The following is a 21,828-nucleotide window of genomic DNA, read 5'->3' as shown; positions in this document are numbered from 1 at the left end:
CCATTGGCTGGTGGTTCTCTCATTTCTCAACTGAAGATTGCTTGAGTGCCATGGAGCAAACACGGGCACTCAAGCTTGAGTCGCAGTCATCGATGACTTTCAGCCGATCTTGGCGCGGGGCCGTCATTTTTGCCTATTGCTTTCCCGGTATCAGGCTGTCGGTATAGACTTCATCAACGCCAAAATATCTGAGCAGATGCAGCGTTTCGGCCGTATTGACGGTGTGGGCATAGACCTTGTGCCCGGATTGTCTGAACTTCATGGCAAGATAGGGCGCGCGAAAATCCGGGACTGTCACTGCGAAAAGTTTCTTGCCGCGCGCCGCCTCGACGATCGCATCGTCAGCTCCGCCCCATTGGTAAACGGTCAGAATCACGTCTTCGAAGCCGAGCGCGCGCACCTGATCGTAATAATCCATGTTGTAAATCTGCGGAATGAAACGATTCTTGTCGTCTGGATAGTTGTGCGCGATATGGTCGAGTGCCGCGGAATTGATTTCCTTGGTATCGGTTATGATGCGCGCCTGCGGATTCTTGTGCAGCCAGTCGACAAGCTGGTCGAGCGTGCAATTGGTGAACGCCTTGTTGTTCGCCACGATCTGACGGAATTGCTCAAGCGTCGGGACAGTATCCAGCTCCAGTCCCCAAAGTATTCTGGCATAATTGTCCCAGTCATGGGCGCAGACAAGATGGCCGTCAGCCGTAAAGACCAGATCCATCTCGAAAAGGGAGAAATGCTCCTTGTTTTTCTCCAGGGCTTCCAGGGAATTGGTATAGGTTCGGCCATTATAGATGCCCCCTGCATGTGCAATGCGCTGGCTGGGCGAAAGGTTGGCGGCGGGTTGCTTGAACGACCAGAGTTTAAAAGTGCTACGCGTCGTGTCCTGAATGGCCTTGTGGATGGTTTCCGGAATTGCTGCAAGGGCATCGTCGAGCTTGGCAAGACGCTGTGCTTGTTCTTCCTCCATATCGGCAAGGATTTTCAGATTGGCGCTTTGCATCTCGTCGAGACGCTGCATGGTCTCCAGATCATGACGGTTGATGAGTGTCCTGATCTTGTGTGACTGACGATAATCGACAGCCAGGACAGCGCCTACGGCTACAAGTGTGATCAGTCCAATGATGGAATTTCTGGATATCAAGTGCTTCCCCTCATGCTTGTTATTTAAGCGGTCTCTATAATATCGGAGGGGTAGGCACAACCGCATTATCTGTCAAAAAGTCGACTGATATCAATGTGTTCGCATTTTTTTAGGGTTTTTTTCATCCGGTGTCTGATGCCGTTCCGGCTGGAAGACCAATTGCCCGTTGCAACACCGGCGAGCATTTGCACGCGAAGGCAGTAGCCTTGTGCGCGCAGATGCCGTCTTCTCAAGACTGAAACCGATCACCGCATTCGGAATGCTGGCATGATTCTGGTATGGCGATCTGTACCGCCCCATGTGTGACGGGATGGGAGGATGGCAACAGGCGCCTGTGATTTGTCTTGTTGTCGTGAGCCACTGCGAATCGAAGGCGTGCAATCTGGCAGGGGACAAAAGGCCGACATATGAATCGTCACAGCCTGCAAAGGAACGGTCAGAACGGAATCAATCCATTACATACGCAAGTCGGCCTGAATGTCCGGTTTCAGCAACGGGGAGACAGGTAAGGGGAATTTGTCACAAGAACGGATAACACACTGATCAAGCGTTACAAATTTCTGATCTTGCAGGGAAAATGGTGGGCGATGAGAGACTCGAACTCCCGACATCTTCGGTGTAAACGAAGCGCTCTACCAACTGAGCTAATCGCCCGACTATCTTGCAGTCATCTTGTGTGACAGCCGTTTAGGCAATTCGTGCGAGAAGCGCAAGAGCAAAATTCAGAAAAATGACAGCTTGGGCAAAAATTTTTTCGGCCGGCGTTTTTTGCTCCATGCACATATATAGGGGCAGGGCCAATGTCAGGCGGCATGGACGCTTTTGAACGGGAGATTCTGGAATCGGAATCGCTGATTCATGCGGGCTTATTCTTGTAATTGTTGGGAAAATGGGTCCGACTCGGTGGAGGTGGAAAACTTTCATGAAAAAAATTCGCACGCAAAAAGCCCGGAAATCCGCCACTTTTGACAGGGTTGTGAATTTTCTTATTTTTTCTGCGCAAGTCACGCTTGACACCTGCAAAAGAACCCCTTAAACGACCGCTCACACCAGACGGAAACGCCGGTCGCCACCGAAACGAAACGCTCTGGGACGCAGTCGAAAGACAGCAAGGTGACACAGTCGCAAGACTGAAAAAGATGCGCGGGTGTAGCTCAGTTGGTTAGAGTGCCGGCCTGTCACGCCGGAGGTCGCGGGTTCGAGCCCCGTCACTCGCGCCACTTTTCTTAAAAGAAAAGTGGCCAGCGCAAGACGTTTCCTCAACTCTTCCCCATATATAAAACAGTCAGTTTGATAGCTGGTCTGATCGTAGCTCTGCATTTCTGTCTTCTCCAGGCTCGCCTGTTGCAGAACAGCTAAGGTGTATTGCGGTCAGATGAAAACGAAGTGGCATTGTGATTTTGCCAGACGCTGTCGCTTGATTCTGGCGCAAGGGAGAATGCCATCAGCCGATTCGATGTCATTCGGTTTCAGGAAGGATTGCCGCGTTCGGTATGCTGTGGCGTAAGGGGCTGGCACGTGCTTTGACATGCGTCCTATTCAGACAGACTCTTATAGGTAAAATAGGCCACGGACAGGATAATGACGGAAATTGCCAGAAGATCGCCGCTGGCAAGCAGATATGCGCTCATGCGTCCGCCCTTTCCGTCTGATGAAATCCGATCCTGCCCATCATAAACGGCACCGGAATGAGCTGAAGGCATGCAATCGCGTTGCGGACGCGGATCGGGTGATTCTGTTCCAGGAATGCTGCGATTGGTGACAAGAATTTCCGTTTGCGCGAAATCAATGCCGGGGAAGGGGAAGCAGGCCAGAATCGCGACGCAATTGAAGGATTGTTTCTATTGATTCTATCAGAAAGGCAGGCGCGCACGCTTTCGCGTCCGCCTGAAAGGCTGGTTTGCGTCTGATGCATGGCTTTTATCTGTTTCCTGCATAGCTGTATATGGCTGTATATGGAGTGAGGCGCTGACTGCTGTCCCGCCATGCTGGGCCGCGGCAGAGGCCTGTTTCTGGCACTGCATGAATCGGGAACGGTGACAGTTCACGAATTTATGATAGTCTGAAGGCTCGGGAGACGGCCTGTATGCAGGGCGCAAATGCCATATTTCATAAAGCATATTGGTGGGCATTGCGTCGAACAATACCTTGAAGGGCTTGCGCTTGCGCGCTGCCTGCGCTAACCGTCCCCGCGAAAAGCGCTGAGTTCGCACGGCATGCCTTTTGAAGCTGCTCTGGGCGATGAGGTTGCAAAAGATGCAATGTGTCGCATGGTCGTATGCTTTAAAAAGCTTATGACATGCGCAACAGCCTCGTATGCAAGCCGGAAAAAGGACCATGAACGAGCTTTTAACTGCTTACCTGCCGATCGTGATATTCCTCGGCATCGCGATTGTAATTGGCGCCGCGCTTCTGATTGCGCCGTTCCTTATCGCCTATCGCCAACCTGACCCGGAAAAGCTTTCCGCGTATGAATGCGGTTTCAACGCATTCGATGATGCGCGCATGAAATTCGACATCCGTTTCTATCTCGTGTCGATTCTTTTCATCATCTTCGACCTTGAAGTGGCTTTCCTGTTTCCATGGGCGGTTTCCTTTGGTGCGATCGGCTGGTTTGGCTTCCTGTCGATGATGGTATTCCTCGGCGTTCTGACCATTGGCTTTATTTATGAGTGGAAGAAGGGAGCGCTGGAATGGGATTGACCAGCACAAACACGACGCTCGTGGCTCCGCAGCCCAAGGGTATTCTCGATCCGCGCACGGGCAAGCCGGTCGGATCTGACGATGCGTTCTTTAATGAGCTGAACAGCGAATTGTCCGACAAGGGCTTTCTGGTTACGTCGGCTGACGCGCTGATCACCTGGGCGCGTACCGGCTCGCTGATGTGGATGACCTTCGGTCTGGCCTGCTGTGCGGTGGAAATGATGCATATTTCCATGCCGCGCTATGATGCTGAACGTTTTGGCATTGCGCCGCGAGCCTCTCCGCGTCAGTCGGACGTGATGATCGTTGCAGGTACGCTCACCAACAAGATGGCGCCGGCCCTGCGCAAGGTCTATGACCAGATGCCGGAACCGCGTTATGTGATCTCGATGGGTTCCTGCGCCAATGGCGGCGGCTATTACCACTATTCCTATTCGGTGGTGCGTGGCTGTGACCGTGTGGTTCCGGTCGATATCTATGTCCCGGGCTGCCCGCCAACCGCTGAGGCGCTGCTTTATGGCATTCTTCTTCTGCAGAAGAAGATCCGTCGTACGGGTACGATCGAACGCTGAGTCATATCCGGCAGTGCCCATGGGCGTGGCCGGATAGAGCATGTGTTGGAATATGAACGGTTGAGGCAGGCGATGATGGATCGCATGCCGCACCAATAAAGGAAGTTAGGGTTATGAGCGAAGAAGCTCTCGGTGAACTCTCTGGCTATATCCAGGAACGCCTCGGCAGTGTGATCGAGGAGGCAAGGCTCGCTTATGGCGAGTTGACGCTTCGTGTTCCGGCGGAGCAAATTCTCTCCGTCCTGACCTTCCTGCGTGATGATGTTCAGTGTCAGTTCGTCAATCTGACGGATATTTCCGGCGTTGACTATCCACAGCGCGCCAAGCGCTTTGATGTCGTCTATCAGCTCTTGTCGCCGCGCCAGAACCTGCGCATTCGCGTCAAGGTTCAGGCGGATGAAGACACGATGGTTCCTTCGGCGGTGTCGGTCTATTGCGGCGCTGAATGGTATGAGCGCGAAACCTATGACATGTACGGCATTCTGTTCTCGGGCCACCCGGATCTGCGCCGTATTCTCACCGACTATGGTTTCGAGGGCCATCCGCTGCGCAAGGATTTTCCGACGACCGGCTATGTCGAGGTACGTTACAGCGACGAACTGAAACGCGTCATCTATGAGCCGGTGGAACTCCGCCAGGAATTCCGCAATTTCGATTTCCTCTCGCCGTGGGAAGGAACGGAATACGTTCTGCCCGGCGATGAGAAAGCAAAGACGAACTGAGCGACAGGAAGCTGAACATGGCTGAGACTCAGGTCCGCAATTTTAATATCAACTTCGGCCCGCAGCACCCTGCGGCGCACGGCGTTCTGCGTCTGGTGCTGGAACTGGACGGCGAAGTCGTCGAGCGCGTGGATCCGCATATCGGCCTGCTGCATCGCGGCACCGAAAAGTTGATGGAAACCAAGACCTATTTGCAGGCAGTGCCTTATCTCGACCGCCTCGATTATGTGGCGCCGATGAATCAGGAGCACGCCTATGCGCTGGCCGTTGAGCGCCTTCTGGGTATTGAAGTGCCCAAGCGTGGTCAGCTGATCCGCGTTCTCTATTCGGAAATTGGCCGTATCCTCAACCATCTGCTGAACGTCACCACGCAGGCCATGGACGTTGGCGCATTGACGCCGCCGCTGTGGGGATTCGAGGAACGCGAAAAGCTGATGGTCTTTTATGAACGCGCCTGTGGCGCGCGCATGCATGCCGCCTATTTCCGTCCGGGCGGCGTTCATCAGGATCTGCCGGATCAGCTGGTTGAAGACATTGGCAAATGGATTGATCCATTCCTCAAGACGCTCTCCAACCTTGACGAACTGATCACGCCTAACCGTATTTTCAAGCAGCGTAACGTCGATATTGGCGTGGTGAAGCTCGAAGATGCCTGGGCATGGGGTTTCTCCGGCGTCATGGTTCGCGGTTCGGGCGCGGCATGGGATCTGCGCAAGGCGCAGCCTTATGAATGCTATAGCGAGCTGGATTTCGACATTCCTGTCGGCAAGAACGGCGACTGTTATGACCGCTATCTGATCCGTATGGAGGAAATGCGCCAGTCCACGCGCATCATGCGCCAGTGCGTTGACCTGCTGCTTGGCAAGGAACGTGTTGGCCCGGTTTCCCATACCGACCACAAGATTGTGCCGCCGAAGCGCGGCGAGATGAAGCGTTCGATGGAAGCGCTCATCCATCACTTCAAGCTTTACACGGAAGGCTATCATGTGCCTGCCGGTGAGGTTTATGCTGCAGTTGAAGCGCCTAAGGGCGAATTTGGTGTCTTCCTTGTTTCGGACGGCTCCAACAAGCCTTATCGCGTAAAGCTGCGTGCTCCGGGCTTTGCCCATCTTCAGGCCATGGATTTCCTGTGCCGCGGTCACATGCTGGCTGACGTTTCGGCAATTCTTGGCTCGCTCGATATCGTGTTTGGTGAGGTTGACCGCTGATGTCCGTTCGCCGTCTCGCAGATGATGCCGTCCAGCCAGCAGGTTTCGCGTTCACCGCGGAAAATCAGGCCTGGGCGCTCAAGACGATCGCAAAATACCCAGAAGGCCGTCAGCAATCGGCTGTCATTCCGCTGCTCATGCGTGCGCAGGAGCAGGAAGGCTGGGTCACGAAAGCCGCAATCGAACATATTGCCGGCATGCTTGGCATGCCGCTGATCCGTGTTCTGGAAGTGGCAACCTTCTATACGCAATTCCAGCTCAAGCCGGTCGGCACGCGTGCGCATGTCCAGGTTTGCGGTACCACGCCGTGCATGTTGCGCGGTGCGGAAGCATTGATGGATGTCTGCCGCCGCAAGATCCATCCGGAGCCGTTTGAGCGCAATGCCGATGGTACGCTGTCCTGGGAAGAGGTTGAATGCCAGGGCGCCTGCGCAAACGCGCCAATGGTCATGATCTTCAAGGACGCCTATGAGGATCTGACGCCGGAACGTCTGGAAGAAATCATCGATGCCTTCGAGGCAGGCAAGGGCGATACGATCAAGCCGGGTCCACAGAGCGGTCGCGTCACCTCCGAGCCGATTACCGGTCTTACCTCGTTGACCGAAGATATTGATTATCTGAAGAGCAACGCAGCCCTGCGTAAATCTTCCGATGAAGCTGCAGCGCGCGCCAAGGCAGAAGCCGAAGCCGCCCAGAAAGACGGAAAATAGGTGAGACATGCTGGCTGATAAAGATCGCATCTTCACCAATATCTATGGCTTTAAGGATCGTTCCCTGAAGGGCGCGATGTCCCGTGGCATCTGGGACAATACGCGTGGCCTGATCGAAAAGGGTCGTGACTGGATCATCGACGAGATGAAGGCTTCGGGCCTGCGTGGCCGTGGTGGCGCCGGCTTCCCGACGGGTCTGAAGTGGTCGTTCATGCCCAAGCAGAGCGATGGCCGTCCGCATTATCTCGTCGTCAATGCAGACGAATCCGAACCCGGTACCTGCAAGGACCGTGAAATCATGCGCCATGATCCGCATACGCTGATCGAGGGCTGCGTGATTGCCGGCTGTGCCATGGGTGCGCACACCGCTTATATCTATGTGCGCGGTGAATTCATGCGTGAGCGTGAGGCGCTGCAAGCCGCCATTGACGAATGCTATGATGCCGGTCTTCTTGGCAAGGACAACAAGTGTGGCTGGGACATGGACATCTATGTCCATCATGGCGCTGGCGCCTATATCTGCGGCGAGGAAACGGCACTCCTGGAAAGTCTTGAAGGCAAGAAGGGTCAGCCGCGCCTGAAGCCGCCATTCCCGGCCAATATGGGGCTTTATGGCTGCCCGACGACGGTCAATAATGTTGAATCGATCGCCGTTGCGCCGACGATCCTGCGTCGCGGTGCGGCTTGGTTCTCGTCCATCGGCCGTCCGAACAATGTCGGCACGAAATTGTTCCAGATCTCTGGTCATGTGAACACGCCTTGCGTGGTTGAAGAAGCGCTGGGCATTCCGTTCCGTGAACTGATCGAAAAACATGCCGGCGGCATCCGCGGTGGTTTTGACAATCTTCTCGCCGTCATTCCGGGTGGCGCATCCTGCCCGGTCATCCGCGGCGAGGACATGATGGATGCCATCATGGATTTCGACGGCATGCGCGAGAAGAAGTCGTCCTTTGGTACGGGTGGCCTGATCGTCATGGACAAGTCCACCGACATCATCAAGGCGATTGCCCGTCTTTCGGCCTTCTTCAAGCATGAAAGCTGCGGCCAGTGCACGCCGTGCCGTGAAGGCACAGGCTGGATGTGGCGCGTCATGCAGCGCATGGTCACCGGCAATGCGCAGAAGCGTGAAATCGACATGCTGCTGGATGTGACCAAGCAGATTGAGGGTCATACGATCTGTGCGCTTGGTGACGCGGCTGCCTGGCCAATCCAGGGTCTGATCCGCAATTTCCGTCCGGAAATCGAAAAGCGTATCGATGAATATACCCGCAATGCTGTTCAGAGCCGTAACATTCGTCTGGAAGCGGCTGAATGATATTGCATGGCATGGCCCGCTCCGGGCCAGCTTGGAAGTTTGACATCTAGAATAGGCGGCATGGCCGCAGGTTTGGAAAAGCGATGGCAAAGATCAAGGTTGACGGCACAGAGATCGAGGTTCCCGATCACTATACGCTCCTTCAGGCTGCCGAAGCCGCGGGCGCTGAGGTGCCGCGTTTCTGTTTCCACGAACGGCTTTCCATCGCAGGAAACTGCCGTATGTGCCTGGTTGAAGTAAAGGGCGGGCCTCCAAAGCCGGCAGCATCCTGCGCGATGGGCGTGCGCGACCTGCGTCCCGGCCCGAATGGCGAAGCACCGGAAATCTTCACCAACACGCCGATGGTCAAGAAAGCCCGCGAAGGCGTGATGGAATTCCTGCTGATCAACCATCCGCTCGACTGCCCGATCTGCGATCAGGGTGGCGAATGCGATCTGCAGGATCAGGCAATGGCCTATGGCACCGATGGTTCGCGTTATCGCGAAAACAAGCGTGCCGTCGAGAACAAATATATCGGCCCGCTCGTCAAGACGGTGATGACGCGCTGCATTCACTGCACGCGCTGTGTCCGTTTCACCACGGAAGTGGCCGGCATTTCTGAACTGGGCCTGATCGGCCGCGGTGAAGATGCCGAAATCACCACCTATCTTGAACGCGCCATGACCTCGGAACTGCAGGGCAACGTCATTGATCTTTGTCCGGTTGGCGCGCTCACCTCGCGCCCCTATGCCTTCCAGGCTCGTCCTTGGGAGCTGACCAAGACCGAAACCATCGACGTGATGGATGCGGTTGGCTCGAATATCCGCGTTGATACGCGTGGCCGCGAAGTCATGCGCATCATGCCACGTGTCAATGACGCCGTGAATGAAGAGTGGATTTCGGACAAGACCCGCTTCATCTGGGATGGTCTGCGCACGCAGCGCCTTGATCGTCCATATGTACGCAAGGATGGCCGTCTGGTCGCGGCAAGCTGGGCCGAAGCATTCGACACCATTGCCGAGAAGGTTGAGGCAACTTCCGCCAACAAGATTGGCGCCATTGCCGGTGATCTCGCATCGGTTGAGGAAATCTATGCCCTGAAGGGCCTGATGACGGCGCTTGGCGCTGCCAATATCGACTGCCGTCAGGATGGAGCTGCCCTTGATCCGGCCTTGGGTCGTGCAACCTATCTTTTCAATTCAACCATTGAAGGCATTGAAGAGGCGGATGCGCTGCTCATTATCGGTGCCAATCCGCGCATCGAGGCTGCGGTTCTCAATGCCCGTATCCGCAAGCGCCAGCGTGCCGGCAACTTCCCTGTTGCGCTGATCGGCGAACAGAGCGAACTGCGTTATGCTTATGAATATCTTGGTGCCGGTGCCGATACGCTTGCAGATGTTGTCGCTGGCAAGAACGCATTCCGTGACGTTCTGGCCAAAGCTGAGCGTCCGCTGATCATCATTGGTCAGGGTGCGCTGACGGGGGCAAACGGTTCGGCCGTTCTTGCCAATGCCGCCAAGCTTGCGCATGAAGTTGGCGCCATCAAGGACGGATGGAATGGCTTCTCGGTTCTGCATACGGCTGCTTCGCGCGTTGGTGCGCTTGATCTCGGCTTTGTTCCGGGTGAAGGCGGCAAGGCTGCTGGCGAAATGCTGGGCAATCTCGACATCGTCTTCCTGCTTGGCGCAGACGAAATCGACATGTCGAAGAAGGGCTCAAGCTTCATCGTCTATGTCGGCACGCATGGCGATGCCGGTGCACATGCAGCCGATGTCATCCTGCCGGGTGCAGCCTATACGGAAAAGTCGGGCACCTGGCTCAATACGGAAGGCCGTGTCCAACGTGGCAATCGCGCCGGTTTTGCACCGGGCGAGGCAAGGGAAGACTGGGCAATCCTGCGTGCCCTGTCCTCCGTGCTGAACAAGCGTCTGCCGTTTGACACGCTCGAACAGCTTCGCGCCAAGCTCTATGTGGATTATCCGCATATGCTGGCAATCGACACGATCACGCCTGCTTCCGCTGACGATCTGATCGCGCTGGCAGGAAAGGCATCCAGACTGGAAGGTGGCGCCATGTTCGTCTCCCCGGTCAAGGATTTCTATCTGACGAACCCCATCGCGCGCGCATCAGCTGTCATGGCTGAATGCTCTGCACTGGCGGCTAATGGCTTCCAACAGGCTGCTGAGTAAGGCGAGAGAGAGACGGTACAATGGAAGGAATTTTTGCAGCCTACGTCTTGCCAGCGCTGATCATAGCGCTGAAGTCGCTTGTTCTGCTCGTCGTGCTTCTGATTGTGGTGGCATATCTGCTTTATGCCGACCGAAAGATCTGGGCAGCGGTTCAGCTTCGTCGTGGCCCGAACGTCGTCGGCCCATGGGGTCTGTTCCAGGCCTTTGCCGACCTGTTCAAATTTGTCTTCAAGGAACCGATCATTCCGTCGGGTGCCAACAAGGGGGTATTCCTTCTGGCTCCTTTCGTTTCGGCGGTTCTGGCGCTGGCCACCTGGGCGGTGGTTCCGGTCAATGAAGGCTGGGCGATTGCCAATATCAATGTTGGCATTCTGTATATCTTCGCGATTTCCTCGCTCGAAGTTTACGGCGTCATCATGGGCGGCTGGGCTTCGAACTCGAAATATCCATTCCTCGGTGCCCTGCGCTCCGCGGCTCAGATGGTTTCGTATGAAGTCTCGATTGGCTTCGTGATTGTCACGGTACTGCTGACGGCCGGTTCACTGAACCTCACCGACATCGTTCTGTCGCAGAATACAGGTCTTGGCACCAGCCTCGGTCTGCCTGCCTCGTTCCTTGACTGGAACTGGCTGGTTCTGTTCCCGATGTTTGTGATCTTCTTCATCTCGGCTCTGGCTGAAACAAACCGTCCGCCTTTCGACCTTGTTGAAGCTGAATCGGAACTCGTCGCCGGTCACATGATCGAATATTCGTCGACGCCGTTCCTGCTGTTCTTCCTTGGCGAATATGTGGCTATCACGCTGATGTGCGCCCTGATGACCACGCTCTTCCTTGGCGGCTGGTTGCCACCGATTGATGTATGGTTCCTCAACTGGGTACCGGGCATCATCTGGTTCATGCTGAAGCTCTGCTTCTGCTTCTTCCTCTTCGCAATGGTGAAGGCTTTCGTCCCGCGTTACCGCTATGACCAGCTGATGCGTCTGGGCTGGAAAGTGTTCCTGCCGATCTCGCTGTTCATGGTTGTGGCAACCGCGACCTTCCTCAAAGTCTTCGGTCTGGCGTAAGGAGTAAAGACAATGGCTTCAATCGCTCAAGCAGCCAAATCGCTCCTGCTTAAAGAGTTTGTCGGCGCGTTCTTTCTTTCCATGCGTCAGTTCTTTGCCCCAAAGGCAACGTTGAACTATCCGCATGAAAAGGGCCCGGTTTCCCCGCGTTTCCGTGGTGAACACGCGCTGCGCCGTTATCCGAATGGTGAAGAACGCTGCATTGCCTGCAAGCTGTGCGAAGCGATCTGCCCGGCACAGGCAATCACCATCGAAGCCGGCCCACGCCGCAATGACGGAACGCGCCGCACGGTGCGCTACGACATCGACATGGTGAAGTGCATTTATTGCGGTTTCTGCCAGGAAGCATGCCCGGTAGACGCGATTGTTGAGGGTCCGAATTTCGAATTCGCGACCGAAACCCGTGAAGAGCTTTACTATGACAAGGAAAAGCTCCTTGCCAATGGTGACCGTTGGGAACGCGAAATCGCGCGCAATATCGCGATGGATGCGCCTTATCGCTGATCGGTTTCCGGTTGGCTGGCATGTCCGGCAAAAGGCTTGGTGCTTTTGACGCCGGATGTGTGAATTCGACAGGCGGTTCAATCGGTTGTGATCGAACCGCTTTGAAGCACTGGATGCAAGGCTGAATTCGGTTTGGGTCCATCCGGTGCTTGAGCATTAGGTTTATGACTAGAGCGGGTGAAGCAATCGGGCTTTGCTCACGGAAAGGTGTTGGGGGAAACCCATGCTGACAGGAATTGCGGCAGCGTTTTTCTATCTGTTCGCGTTCATCATGATCGCCAGCGCTTTCATGGTGATTGCGGCACGCAACCCCGTGCATTCGGTGCTGTTTCTGATCCTCACATTCTTCAATGCAGCGGCATTGTTCCTGCTGACGGGTGCTGAGTTCCTCGCCATGATCCTGCTGGTTGTCTATGTCGGCGCTGTGGCGGTTCTCTTCCTCTTCGTCGTCATGATGCTGGATGTGGATTTTGCAGAACTGAAGCGCGGCGCGCTGCAATATGCACCGATCGGCGCACTGGTAGGGTTGATCCTGCTGGGTGAGCTGATCTTTGTGTTTGCAAGCCGCATGTTCGCGCCAAGGCTGGGGCAGGGCAAGGTTCCGATCCCGGATCTGGCGGAGCGTACCAATACGGCGGCACTTGGTGACATTCTCTACACTGACTACGTCTTCTATTTCCAGGTCGCCGGCCTTGTACTTCTGGTGGCCATGATCGGTGCGATCGTTCTGACGCTGCGTCACAAGCCAAATGTCAAGCGCCAGTCGATCCCGGCGCAGGTCGCTCGTACGCCAGAAACGGCAATCGAAATCCGGAAAGTCGAAACGGGCAAAGGCATCTGAGGATAAGCACATGGAAATCGGTATTGCTCATTATCTGACCGTTTCGGCGATCCTGTTTACGCTTGGCGTCTTTGGTATCTTCTTAAACCGCAAGAACGTCATCGTTATCCTGATGTCGATCGAACTGATCCTGCTTTCGGTCAATCTCAATTTTGTGGCGTTTTCCTCAACGCTCGGCGATCTGGTCGGGCAGGTTTTCGCCCTTTTCGTTCTCACCGTCGCAGCTGCTGAAGCGGCGATTGGTCTGGCAATTCTCGTTGTTTTCTTCCGTAATCGCGGCTCTATCGCGGTGGAAGACGTCAATGTCATGAAAGGTTGACGGGCAAATGCTCTACTACGCGATCGTCTTCCTTCCGCTTCTGGGCTTCCTGATTGCCGGTCTTGCCGGCAACCGGATTGGCGCCAAGGCGAGTGAATACATCACTTCCGGTCTGATGGTTGTTGTCGCGATCCTGTCATGGGTCGTGTTCTTCCAGATCCCGCTTGGCCATGATGCCGAAACCGTCCGTATTCCGGTTCTGCATTGGGTATCGTCGGGATCGCTCACCTTTGACTGGGCTCTGCGCATCGATACGCTGACCGGCGTCATGCTGGTGGTGGTGAACTCGGTATCGGCTCTCGTGCATATCTATTCGATCGGATATATGCACCACGACCCGCATCGCCCGCGCTTCTTCGCATACCTGTCGCTGTTCACCTTTGCCATGCTCATGCTGGTAACATCGGACAATCTGATCCAGATGTTCTTCGGCTGGGAAGGCGTGGGTCTTGCCTCCTATCTTCTGATCGGCTTCTGGTTCCAGCGCCCGTCGGCCAATGCCGCCGCAATGAAGGCCTTCGTTGTCAACCGCGTTGGCGACTTTGGCTTCCTGCTCGGCATTTTCAGCCTGTTTGCGCTGTTCCAGTCGGTTGACTTCAACACGGTCTTTGCAGCCGCTGCCAATTATCTCCCGGCAGAGGGGGCGGCCGATGGCAGTGACGTTGTGCTGAGCTTCCTCGGCTACCAGCTGGACAAGGAAGGCGCGCTGACGGTTGTCTGCCTGTTGCTCTTCATGGGTGCGATGGGCAAGTCGGCGCAGTTCCTGCTGCACACCTGGCTGCCGGACGCCATGGAAGGCCCGACCCCGGTATCGGCTCTCATCCACGCTGCAACCATGGTTACCGCTGGTGTGTTCATGGTCGCGCGCATGTCGCCGATTTTTGAACTGTCGCATACCGCACTTCTGGTTGTCACCATCATCGGTGCAACGACTGCCTTCTTTGCGGCCACCGTTGCCCTGGTGCAGAACGACATCAAGCGCGTCATTGCCTACTCGACCTGTTCGCAGCTTGGCTACATGTTCGTGGCACTTGGCGTCGGTGCCTATGGCGCGGCCGTGTTCCACCTGTTCACGCACGCCTTCTTCAAGGCGCTCCTGTTCCTCTGCGCCGGTTCGGTCATCCATGCCGTATCGGACGAACAGGACATGCGGCGCATGGGTGGCCTGCGCAAGCTGATCCCGGTTACCTTCTGGATGATGATCATCGGTACGATTGCCATCACCGGTCTTGGCATTCCGGGTACGGTCATTGGTACTGCTGGCTTCTTCTCGAAGGATGCCATCATTGAATCGTCCTATGCCTCGCACAGTGCAGCCAGCGGTTTTGCCTTCACGCTTCTGGTCGTGGCTGCCCTGTTCACCAGCTTCTATTCATGGCGCCTGATCTTCATGACCTTCTTCGGCAAGCCACGCGCTTCGGCAGAAGTCATGCATCATGTCCATGAATCGCCAATGGTCATGCTGGTACCGCTGTTCATTCTGGCTGTCGGCGCACTCTTTGCCGGTGTTGTATTCAAGGAATACTTCTTCGGTCATGACTATGCCGAATTCTGGAAGGGCGCGCTCTACACGGCTCCGGGCAATGAAGTGCTGGAACATTACCACCACGTTCCGCTCTGGGTTAAGCTGTCGCCATTCGTTGTCATGGTCATCGGCTTTGTCGTGGCTTGGCTGTTCTACATCCGCAAGCCGGAAATGCCGAAGGAACTGGCTGCACGTCATCGTGGTCTCTACCAGTTCCTGCTCAACAAGTGGTATTTCGACGAACTGTATGACTTCCTGTTCGTGCGTCCTGCGCGTTGGCTCGGACGCCTGTTCTGGAAGGGGGGCGATGGCTGGCTCATTGACGGCTTTGGTCCGAATGGTGTCTCGGCACGTGTGCTGGATGTCACCAACCGCGTCGTCAAGATGCAGTCCGGATACCTTTATCACTACGCATTCGCGATGCTGATCGGCGTCGCCGCGCTCGTCACCTGGATGATGCTCGGGAGCTCTTTCTGATGACCGACTGGCCAATTCTCTCAACGGTCACGTTTCTGCCGCTTGTCGGCGCGTTACTGATCCTTTTGATCAAGGACGATAGCGAGGCCTCACGCCGTAACATTCGCAATGTCGCCTTGCTGACGACCTTGTTTACCTTCGTCCTGTCTCTCGTCGTCTGGGCCGGATTTGATAATGCAAATCCTGGCTTCCAGATGGTCGAGCAGCTCGACTGGGTAGGCGGTGGCATCAGCTACCACATGGGCGTTGATGGCATTTCCGTTCTGTTCGTGGTGCTGTCGGCTTTCCTGATGCCGTTCTGCATTCTGGCAAGCTGGGTGTCGGTCGACAAGCGCGTCAAGGAATATATGATCGCATTCCTGATCCTGGAAACGCTGATGATTGGCGTGTTCTGCGCGCTTGACCTGTTCCTGTTCTATGTCTTCTTTGAAGCAAGCCTTATCCCGATGTTCATCATCATCGGTGTATGGGGTGGCAAGCGTCGCGTTTATGCAAGCTTGAAGTTCTTCCTATACACCCTGCTGGGTTCTGTTCTGATGCTCATCGCCATCATGGCCATGTATTGGCAGGCTGGCACGATGAACATCGTGGAACTGATGAAATATGACTTCCCGGCCGGCATGCAGACCTGGCTGTGGCTTGCCTTCTTTGCGTCCTTCGCTGTGAAGATGCCAATGTGGCCGGTACACACCTGGTTGCCGGATGCCCACGTTGAAGCACCGACGGCCGGTTCGGTCATTCTGGCAGGTATCCTGCTGAAGCTGGGTGGTTATGGCTTCTTGCGCTTCTCACTGCCGATGTTCCCGCTGGCCTCGGCAGATTTCGCTCCGCTGATCTTTGCGCTGTCGGTCATTGCCATTGTCTACACTTCGCTGGTGGCTCTGGTTCAGGAAGACATCAAGAAGCTCATTGCCTATTCGTCGATTGCGCACATGGCTTATGTCACCATGGGTATCTTTGCCGCAAACGAACAGGGTATTCAGGGTGCGCTGTTCCAGATGTTGTCGCATGGCATCGTGTCGGCCGCACTCTTCCTGTGCGTTGGCGTGATCTACGACCGCATGCATACGCGTGAGATTTCGGCCTTTGGCGGTCTCGTCAACATCATGCCGAAATATGCCGTGGCCTTCCTCATCTTCACGATGGCGAATATCGGCCTTCCGGGCACGTCGGGCTTTATCGGTGAATTCCTGACGCTGTTTGGTGTCTTCCGCGTCAATACCTGGGTTGCTGTGATCTCCACCACTGGCGTGATCCTGTCGGCTGCCTATGCTCTCTGGCTCTATCGTCAGGTTGTCTGGGGTGCGCTGACCAAGGAAAGCCTGAAGGGACTGCTTGATCTCAGCACTCGCGAAAAGATCATTCTTTATCCGCTCGTAGCGCTCACCATCTATTTCGGTGTCTATCCGATGCCGGTATTCGATGCGACCGCCAGCGCGGTCAGCGCTTTGGTTCAACATTATGATACAGCTCTCGCGGCAGCCGCGAGCGCTGTGGCCCAATAAGAGAATAGAGGCGTTAAGGTCATGCAGACTGATCTGTTAGCTCATCTGACCCTTGCAGCACCGGAGGTTCTCCTTGCTGTAAGCGCCTTGGCACTGTTGTTGATCGGCGTGTTCTCCGGCGAAAAGGCGACCACGCTTGTCAATGGTCTTGCTGTTGCGGTGCTGATCGCGGCACTGGCTGTGGTGCTCCTTTTCCCGGCAAATGGCACGGCCTTTGGTGGTGCGCTTGTCAATGACGGCTTTGCCCGTTTCATGAAGACGCTGACGCTGATCGGCTCCATCGTGGCGCTGATCATGTCGGTTGGCTTTGCGAAGGCGGACAAGTTCGACAAGTTCGAATTCCCGGTTCTGATCGTGATTTCGACGCTTGGCATGTTGCTGATGGTCTCGGCCACCAACATGCTGGCGCTTTATCTCGGTCTCGAACTCATGTCGCTGTCGCTTTATGTGCTGGCTGCGTTCAACCGTGAAAGCGTCCGTTCGACGGAAGCCGGTCTGAAATATTTTGTTCTGGGTTCCTTGTCTTCGGGCATGCTGCTCTATGGTATCAGCCTTGTTTACGGCTATACCGGACATATCGGTTTCGTGGAAATCGCGCAGACCATCACTGGCGGCAACCGCGAACTGGGCATGGTGTTCGGTCTGGTTTTCATCCTGGCTGGCCTCTGCTTCAAGATTTCGGCCGTTCCGTTCCACATGTGGACGCCAGACGTCTATGAAGGCGCGCCGACCCCGGTCACGGCCTTCTTTGCCGCCGCTCCGAAAATGGCTGCAATGGCGCTGATCATCCGTGTTGTCTGCGAAGCCTTCGGCCCAGTCACCAATGACTGGCAGCAAGTCATCATCTTCGTTGCCCTTGCCTCGATGATCCTTGGTGCCTTTGCCGCTATCGGTCAGCACAATATCAAGCGCCTGATGGCCTATTCCTCGATCAGCCATATGGGCTATGCGCTTGTTGGTCTTGCTGCCGGCACGGTGATCGGTGTCAAGGGTGTGCTGATCTATATGGCGATCTATCTTGCCATGTCGCTTGGCGCCTTTGCCTTCATTCTCGCCATGCGCACCAAGGACGGCAATGTCGAGGAGATCAACGATCTTGCCGGTCTTTCCCGCACCAATCCGGTGCTGGCAACGATCATGACGATCTTCCTGTTCTCGCTTGCCGGTATTCCGCCGCTCGCTGGCTTCTTCGGCAAGTGGTATACCTTCCTTGCCGCCGTTCAGGCCGGTCTTCTGCCGCTTGCCATCATTGGTATCGTGGCTTCGGTCGTGGGTGCGTTCTATTACCTGCGCATGATCAAGGTCATGTGGTTCGATGAACCGGTTGGCGGTTTCCTGCCGGTGGCCGGAGAACTGCGCCTTGTTCTGGGTGTAAGCGGCGCCTTCGTGCTGTTCTACATCTTCCTTGCAGGCACGATTGGTGGCTATGCCGAAGTGGCTGCAAAGTCCTTCTTCTGACGATCAGGCGGCGGGTGGGACATTGCATTTTGCGCTCTCACCTGTCGCCATCAATGCTGGCTACCGTCTCGAAGCCTTCGAGACGGTCAGCTCCACAAATGCTCTGGCCCTTGAACGGGCAATTGCAGGCGATCCGGGCAGGATCTGGTTCGTTGCCCGAAAACAGGAAAATGGCCGTGGCCGTCGTGGAAGGGCCTGGTCGACGCCTGAAGGCAATCTTGCCGCCACACTTCTTCTCACAGCTGAATTCGACATCACGCGGGCAGCCACGCTTGGCTTTGTCGCCGGGCTATCGCTTGCCGATGCGCTAGAGGCGGTTTTTGCCGCAACAGGCCCAAAGGTAGCCCCCAGAATCGGGCTGAAATGGCCAAATGACGTTCTGCTCGATGGTTCAAAACTCTCCGGCATCCTGCTGGAATCAACCCTTCTCGACAGGGGGCGTTTTGCCGTTGCGATCGGCATAGGCACCAATGTGGTGGCCTATCCGGATGATCTGCCGTACAAGGCGGTCTGCCTGCACGAGATTGGCAGCAATTGTGATGCGGAAACTCTGTTTACGGCGCTGTCCGATGCCTGGCTTGCCAATTATGCCCTATGGGATGAAGGCAGGGGGCTTGCGCATATTCGTCACCGCTGGCTTGAACGCGCGCATGGTCTGGGCGGGCCGGTCAAGGTCGCGCTGAATGGCAGGGTTGTTGCGGGCATCTTTGAGACCATTGATGCAGCCTGCCACTTTATCGTGCGTGATGAAAATGGCGACAGAATCGCTGTCACTGCGGGCGATGTCTATTTCGGAAATGCCGGAACTTTGCAGAAATAATGGTTTCTTTCCGGGCTGTTTCGCAAAATTGCAGCATTGCGATGAAATTTGTGGCGTAATAGCAGGTAACAGGCGCGTTTCTAAGGTTCAATTTGTTCTCAAATTGCTCTAGTAACAGGCGTCTTACCACAGACACCTGTTCAGATTCCATTATAAGCACGCCCAAGCACAATAGGACATTTCATGGCTCGATCGAACACTTCCGAATTCGTTTTTCTGCCACTGGGTGGGGTGGGCGAAATCGGTATGAATCTCGCCATGTATGGCTATGGCCCGGCGGATAATCGGGAATGGCTGGTTGTCGATATGGGTGTCAGCTTCGCAGGTCCGGAACAGCTGGGTGCGGATCTCATCCTGCCCGACATACGTTATCTGGAAGCTGAGAAGCATAATCTGCGCGGGATTGTGATTACCCATGCGCATGAGGATCATTTCGGCGCTCTGCTTGATCTGTGGCCGCGTCTGAAAGTGCCGGTCTATGCGACGCCCTTTACCGCTGGCCTTTTGGAGGCCAAGCGTGAGGCTGAGCCGAGTGCGCCGGAAATACCGGTTGAGATCTACAAGGCCGGTGATCATTTTGAAGTTGGTCCGTTCAGGATCGAGGCTATTGCGGTCACCCATTCCATTCCGGAACCGGTCTCGCTGGCCATCACCACGCCGCTTGGCACAATCGTCCATACGGGTGACTGGAAAATGGACCCGGAGCCTGCGATCGGCCCGAAGATCGATGAAGCGCGTTTTCGCGCTCTGGGCGATCAGGGCGTTCTGGCGTTGATTTGCGATTCCACCAATGCTTTGCGCGAGGGAGAGTCGCCTTCCGAAATGCAGGTGTCGCAGAGTTTGCGCGAGCTGATTGAAAATGCGCGCGGACGCGTTGCGATCACTACCTTCTCGTCCAATGTAGGGCGTATCCGTTCCATTGCCGAGGCAGCACGCGATGCCGGGCGTCAGGTGCTGGTGGTTGGCCGTTCGATGAAGCGCGTCATTTCGGTCGCCACCGAACTTGGCTATATGGAAGGCCTGCCGGAATTCCTGAGCGAAGAGGATTATGGCTATATCCCGCGTGAAAATGTCGTGCTGATCCTGACCGGCAGTCAGGGTGAGCCGCGTGCAGCCTTGTCGAAACTCGCGCGGGATGAGATGCGCAGCATTGCGCTGTCGCCCGGCGATACGGTGATTTTCTCTTCGCGCGCCATTCCCGGCAATGAAAAGGCCATTCTCGATATCAAGAACCGTCTGGTTGACCGTGGCATCAAGCTGATCGGCGATGAAGATGCACTTGTTCATGTCTCCGGTCATCCGCGCCGCAACGAGCTGCGCAGGATGTATAGTTGGATTCGGCCAAGAATCCTCGTGCCTGTCCATGGCGAGGCCATGCATTTGGTAGCGCAAGGTTCGCTTGGCGCACTGGAAGGCATTCCGGAAGTTGCGCAGGTGCGCAATGGTGACATGATCCGTCTTGCCCCCGGTAAGGCCGAAATCATTGATCAGGCGCCGATTGGCCGCATCTACAAGGATGGCAAGCTGATCGGCGACGAGGAAGAAATTGGCATGGTTCAGCGGCGCAAGCTTGCCTATGTCGGCCATGTCGGCATCTCGGTCTTGCTTGACCGTGATCTGAAGCTCTATGGTGAGCCGGAGCTGGCTGCCTTCGGTCTTCCTGAGGAAGACGGTCAGGGGGATCTGATGGAAGACATTCTGCTCGATGCGGCCGTAGAGGCAGTGGAAAGCATTCCGCGCGTACGCCGCAAGGATCTGGATGTGGTGCGTGAATCCATTCGTCGCGCCGTTCGCGCCGCTGCCAATGAAGTCTGGGGTAAAAAACCTGTCGTGACCGTGTTCCTGAACCGGATTGGCTGAGACTGGTTCCTGCCCGACAGGCAAGGAGGTCATAATGTTGGAACGCTTGAACCATGTTGCCATCGCCGTGCCGGATATCAAGGCAGCCGCCGCACTTTATCGCGACAGGCTTGGCGCCAGGGTGAGCGAACCGCAGGCACTGCCGGAGCATGGTGTGACGGTGGTATTCATCGATGTCGGCAATACCAAGATCGAACTTCTGGAACCGCTGGGTGAAAATTCGCCAATCGCAGCCTTCCTTGCCAGGAATCCGTCCGGCGGCATGCATCATCTCTGCTATGAGGTTGAAAATATCATCGCGGTGCGTGATCGGCTGAAGGCGGAAGGCGCGCGTATTCTCGGCGATGGCGAGCCGAAGATCGGTGCGCATGGCAAACCGGTTCTTTTTCTGCATCCAAAGGATTTTAATGGTACGCTGATCGAACTCGAAGAGGTTTGATCATGTCGATTGTGTCTGCACTCGCCATCTATTTCATCATCTGGTGGATCACGCTTTTTGCCCTCTTGCCGGTGGGGCTCAGGACACAGGATGAGGAAAATGATGTGACGCTTGGTACGGTTGCCAGCGCACCAGCCCGTTCCCATGTCAGGCGGGCCTTTTTGCGCACGACCATTGTCGCAACCATCATCTTCGCAGCCTATTATTATGTGACGCAACACAGTGGACTGAGTTTTGACGATATTCCGCGCATTGTTCCGGAATTGAAATGAGGGCTGCAAGACGCCTTTGTCTTGATGGTAATTCAAAGGGATAAGGCAGCGCGTTGAATCATTGTCGCAAGCCTGCCCGTGGCGGCAATCATCACGATTGATCGGCCGGGCAGCAGAAAGACATCGCTTTTCCCATATTGCGCCCTGCTCCGGCATGGGCTGATTGCAAGGCTCCGGATCGTGCTTTAGAGCATTTCACTTTTTG

At 55.6% G+C, this 21,828-nt stretch carries 20 protein-coding genes and 2 tRNA genes; 19 read left to right on the top strand and 3 right to left on the bottom strand.

The genetic code is table 11. The annotated features are described in order from the left end of the window. Positions 1–133 precede the first annotated feature (133 nt). From ACFO1V_RS11825 to ACFO1V_RS11815, 3 genes are all read right to left on the bottom strand, one after another. Positions 134–1,141 carry a glycerophosphodiester phosphodiesterase family protein gene (locus tag ACFO1V_RS11825; RefSeq protein ID WP_374833676.1) on the bottom strand — a complete coding sequence of 336 codons (1,008 nt, stop codon included), beginning with the start codon at positions 1,139–1,141 and terminating at the stop codon, positions 134–136. Positions 1,142–1,719: 578 nt separating this feature from the next. Beyond that, positions 1,720–1,795: transfer RNA gene (locus ACFO1V_RS11820), tRNA-Val, on the bottom strand. 33 nt (positions 1,796–1,828) lie between these two features. After that, positions 1,829–2,149 carry a hypothetical protein gene (locus tag ACFO1V_RS11815; RefSeq protein WP_374833674.1) on the bottom strand — a complete coding sequence of 107 codons (321 nt, stop codon included), beginning with the start codon at positions 2,147–2,149 and terminating at the stop codon, positions 1,829–1,831. 135 nt (positions 2,150–2,284) lie between these two features. Here ACFO1V_RS11815 and ACFO1V_RS11810 point away from each other — a divergent pair. The 19 genes from ACFO1V_RS11810 (at position 2,285) to ACFO1V_RS11720 (ending at position 21,623) form a co-directional block, all read left to right on the top strand. After that, positions 2,285–2,361: transfer RNA gene (locus tag ACFO1V_RS11810), tRNA-Asp, on the top strand. Between the two features lie 1,117 nt (positions 2,362–3,478). Beyond that, positions 3,479–3,844, top strand: a complete 366-nt coding sequence (locus ACFO1V_RS11805) for an NADH-quinone oxidoreductase subunit A (protein ID WP_374833672.1) — start codon at positions 3,479–3,481, stop codon at positions 3,842–3,844. Beyond that, the gene (locus tag ACFO1V_RS11800; RefSeq protein WP_374833670.1) at positions 3,835–4,416 is read left to right on the top strand and encodes a NuoB/complex I 20 kDa subunit family protein; all 582 of its coding nucleotides are present in this window, start codon (positions 3,835–3,837) and stop codon (positions 4,414–4,416) included. The genes ACFO1V_RS11805 and ACFO1V_RS11800 overlap by 10 nt, the downstream gene beginning before the upstream one ends. A gap of 113 nt (positions 4,417–4,529) precedes the next feature. Further along, positions 4,530–5,138 carry an NADH-quinone oxidoreductase subunit C gene (locus tag ACFO1V_RS11795; protein ID WP_374833668.1) on the top strand — a complete coding sequence of 203 codons (609 nt, stop codon included), beginning with the start codon at positions 4,530–4,532 and terminating at the stop codon, positions 5,136–5,138. Positions 5,139–5,155: 17 nt separating this feature from the next. Beyond that, positions 5,156–6,346 carry an NADH-quinone oxidoreductase subunit D gene (locus ACFO1V_RS11790; RefSeq protein WP_374833666.1) on the top strand — a complete coding sequence of 397 codons (1,191 nt, stop codon included), beginning with the start codon at positions 5,156–5,158 and terminating at the stop codon, positions 6,344–6,346. Next, positions 6,346–7,056 carry an NADH-quinone oxidoreductase subunit NuoE gene (gene nuoE, locus ACFO1V_RS11785; RefSeq protein WP_374833664.1) on the top strand — a complete coding sequence of 237 codons (711 nt, stop codon included), beginning with the start codon at positions 6,346–6,348 and terminating at the stop codon, positions 7,054–7,056. Before ACFO1V_RS11790 ends, nuoE begins: the two co-directional genes overlap by 1 nt. 7 nt (positions 7,057–7,063) lie before the next feature. Continuing rightward, entirely contained in the window at positions 7,064–8,371 is a 1,308-nt protein-coding gene (gene nuoF / locus ACFO1V_RS11780; protein ID WP_374833662.1) for an NADH-quinone oxidoreductase subunit NuoF, read from the top strand. Between the two features lie 83 nt (positions 8,372–8,454). Then, positions 8,455–10,539 carry an NADH-quinone oxidoreductase subunit NuoG gene (gene nuoG / locus ACFO1V_RS11775; RefSeq protein WP_374833660.1) on the top strand — a complete coding sequence of 695 codons (2,085 nt, stop codon included), beginning with the start codon at positions 8,455–8,457 and terminating at the stop codon, positions 10,537–10,539. Between the two features lie 20 nt (positions 10,540–10,559). Then, positions 10,560–11,603 carry an NADH-quinone oxidoreductase subunit NuoH gene (gene nuoH / locus ACFO1V_RS11770; RefSeq protein ID WP_374833658.1) on the top strand — a complete coding sequence of 348 codons (1,044 nt, stop codon included), beginning with the start codon at positions 10,560–10,562 and terminating at the stop codon, positions 11,601–11,603. Positions 11,604–11,615: 12 nt separating this feature from the next. Then, complete coding sequence (nuoI, locus tag ACFO1V_RS11765; protein WP_374833656.1) at positions 11,616–12,107, top strand: NADH-quinone oxidoreductase subunit NuoI; 492 nt, start codon at positions 11,616–11,618, stop codon at positions 12,105–12,107. Positions 12,108–12,330: 223 nt separating this feature from the next. Beyond that, positions 12,331–12,948, top strand: coding sequence for an NADH-quinone oxidoreductase subunit J (locus ACFO1V_RS11760; RefSeq protein WP_374833655.1), 618 nt, complete (start codon positions 12,331–12,333; stop codon positions 12,946–12,948). A gap of 10 nt (positions 12,949–12,958) precedes the next feature. Further along, entirely contained in the window at positions 12,959–13,267 is a 309-nt protein-coding gene (gene nuoK, locus ACFO1V_RS11755) for an NADH-quinone oxidoreductase subunit NuoK (protein WP_374833653.1), read from the top strand. Positions 13,268–13,274: 7 nt separating this feature from the next. Further along, positions 13,275–15,269, top strand: coding sequence for an NADH-quinone oxidoreductase subunit L (gene nuoL / locus ACFO1V_RS11750; protein ID WP_374833651.1), 1,995 nt, complete (start codon positions 13,275–13,277; stop codon positions 15,267–15,269). Then, positions 15,269–16,774 (top strand): NADH-quinone oxidoreductase subunit M, encoded by a 1,506-nt coding sequence (locus tag ACFO1V_RS11745; RefSeq protein ID WP_374833649.1) that lies wholly within the window; start codon positions 15,269–15,271, stop codon positions 16,772–16,774. The genes nuoL and ACFO1V_RS11745 overlap by 1 nt, the downstream gene beginning before the upstream one ends. A 21-nt stretch (positions 16,775–16,795) precedes the next feature. Then, positions 16,796–18,232, top strand: a complete 1,437-nt coding sequence (gene nuoN, locus ACFO1V_RS11740; protein ID WP_374833647.1) for an NADH-quinone oxidoreductase subunit NuoN — start codon at positions 16,796–16,798, stop codon at positions 18,230–18,232. Positions 18,233–18,254: 22 nt separating this feature from the next. After that, positions 18,255–19,052: a biotin--[acetyl-CoA-carboxylase] ligase gene (locus tag ACFO1V_RS11735; protein ID WP_374833686.1), complete on the top strand. Its 798-nt coding sequence runs from the start codon at positions 18,255–18,257 to the stop codon at positions 19,050–19,052. Positions 19,053–19,235: 183 nt separating this feature from the next. Beyond that, the gene (locus ACFO1V_RS11730; protein WP_374833645.1) at positions 19,236–20,912 is read left to right on the top strand and encodes a ribonuclease J; all 1,677 of its coding nucleotides are present in this window, start codon (positions 19,236–19,238) and stop codon (positions 20,910–20,912) included. A gap of 34 nt (positions 20,913–20,946) precedes the next feature. Next, positions 20,947–21,351, top strand: a complete 405-nt coding sequence (mce, locus tag ACFO1V_RS11725) for a methylmalonyl-CoA epimerase (protein WP_374833643.1) — start codon at positions 20,947–20,949, stop codon at positions 21,349–21,351. 2 nt (positions 21,352–21,353) lie between these two features. Further along, positions 21,354–21,623: a DUF1467 family protein gene (locus ACFO1V_RS11720; RefSeq protein WP_374833641.1), complete on the top strand. Its 270-nt coding sequence runs from the start codon at positions 21,354–21,356 to the stop codon at positions 21,621–21,623. The last annotated feature ends 205 nt before the right edge of the window (positions 21,624–21,828 follow it).

The sequence above is a fragment of the Daeguia caeni genome, assembly GCF_042653845.1.
Lineage (GTDB): Bacteria > Pseudomonadota > Alphaproteobacteria > Rhizobiales > Rhizobiaceae > Brucella > Brucella caeni.
Note: the sequence above shows the minus strand (reverse complement) of the source record. Positions and strands in the feature narration are given on the sequence as shown.

Excerpts from the sequence above, each read along its gene's own strand:
- nuoK (WP_374833653.1), top strand. The coding sequence starts at position 12,959 with ATGGAAATCGGTATTGCTCATTATCTGACCGTTTCGGCGATCCTGTTT.
- ACFO1V_RS11760 (WP_374833655.1), top strand. The coding sequence starts at position 12,331 with ATGCTGACAGGAATTGCGGCAGCGTTTTTCTATCTGTTCGCGTTCATC.
- ACFO1V_RS11745 (WP_374833649.1), top strand. The coding sequence starts at position 15,269 with ATGACCGACTGGCCAATTCTCTCAACGGTCACGTTTCTGCCGCTTGTC.
- ACFO1V_RS11730 (WP_374833645.1), top strand. The coding sequence starts at position 19,236 with ATGGCTCGATCGAACACTTCCGAATTCGTTTTTCTGCCACTGGGTGGG.
- ACFO1V_RS11795 (WP_374833668.1), top strand. The coding sequence starts at position 4,530 with ATGAGCGAAGAAGCTCTCGGTGAACTCTCTGGCTATATCCAGGAACGC.
- nuoI (WP_374833656.1), top strand. The coding sequence starts at position 11,616 with ATGGCTTCAATCGCTCAAGCAGCCAAATCGCTCCTGCTTAAAGAGTTT.
- mce (WP_374833643.1), top strand. The coding sequence starts at position 20,947 with ATGTTGGAACGCTTGAACCATGTTGCCATCGCCGTGCCGGATATCAAG.
- ACFO1V_RS11790 (WP_374833666.1), top strand. The coding sequence starts at position 5,156 with ATGGCTGAGACTCAGGTCCGCAATTTTAATATCAACTTCGGCCCGCAG.
- nuoE (WP_374833664.1), top strand. The coding sequence starts at position 6,346 with ATGTCCGTTCGCCGTCTCGCAGATGATGCCGTCCAGCCAGCAGGTTTC.
- nuoF (WP_374833662.1), top strand. The coding sequence starts at position 7,064 with ATGCTGGCTGATAAAGATCGCATCTTCACCAATATCTATGGCTTTAAG.
- ACFO1V_RS11805 (WP_374833672.1), top strand. The coding sequence starts at position 3,479 with ATGAACGAGCTTTTAACTGCTTACCTGCCGATCGTGATATTCCTCGGC.
- nuoH (WP_374833658.1), top strand. The coding sequence starts at position 10,560 with ATGGAAGGAATTTTTGCAGCCTACGTCTTGCCAGCGCTGATCATAGCG.
- nuoL (WP_374833651.1), top strand. The coding sequence starts at position 13,275 with ATGCTCTACTACGCGATCGTCTTCCTTCCGCTTCTGGGCTTCCTGATT.
- ACFO1V_RS11720 (WP_374833641.1), top strand. The coding sequence starts at position 21,354 with ATGTCGATTGTGTCTGCACTCGCCATCTATTTCATCATCTGGTGGATC.
- nuoG (WP_374833660.1), top strand. The coding sequence starts at position 8,455 with ATGGCAAAGATCAAGGTTGACGGCACAGAGATCGAGGTTCCCGATCAC.
- ACFO1V_RS11800 (WP_374833670.1), top strand. The coding sequence starts at position 3,835 with ATGGGATTGACCAGCACAAACACGACGCTCGTGGCTCCGCAGCCCAAG.
- nuoN (WP_374833647.1), top strand. The coding sequence starts at position 16,796 with ATGCAGACTGATCTGTTAGCTCATCTGACCCTTGCAGCACCGGAGGTT.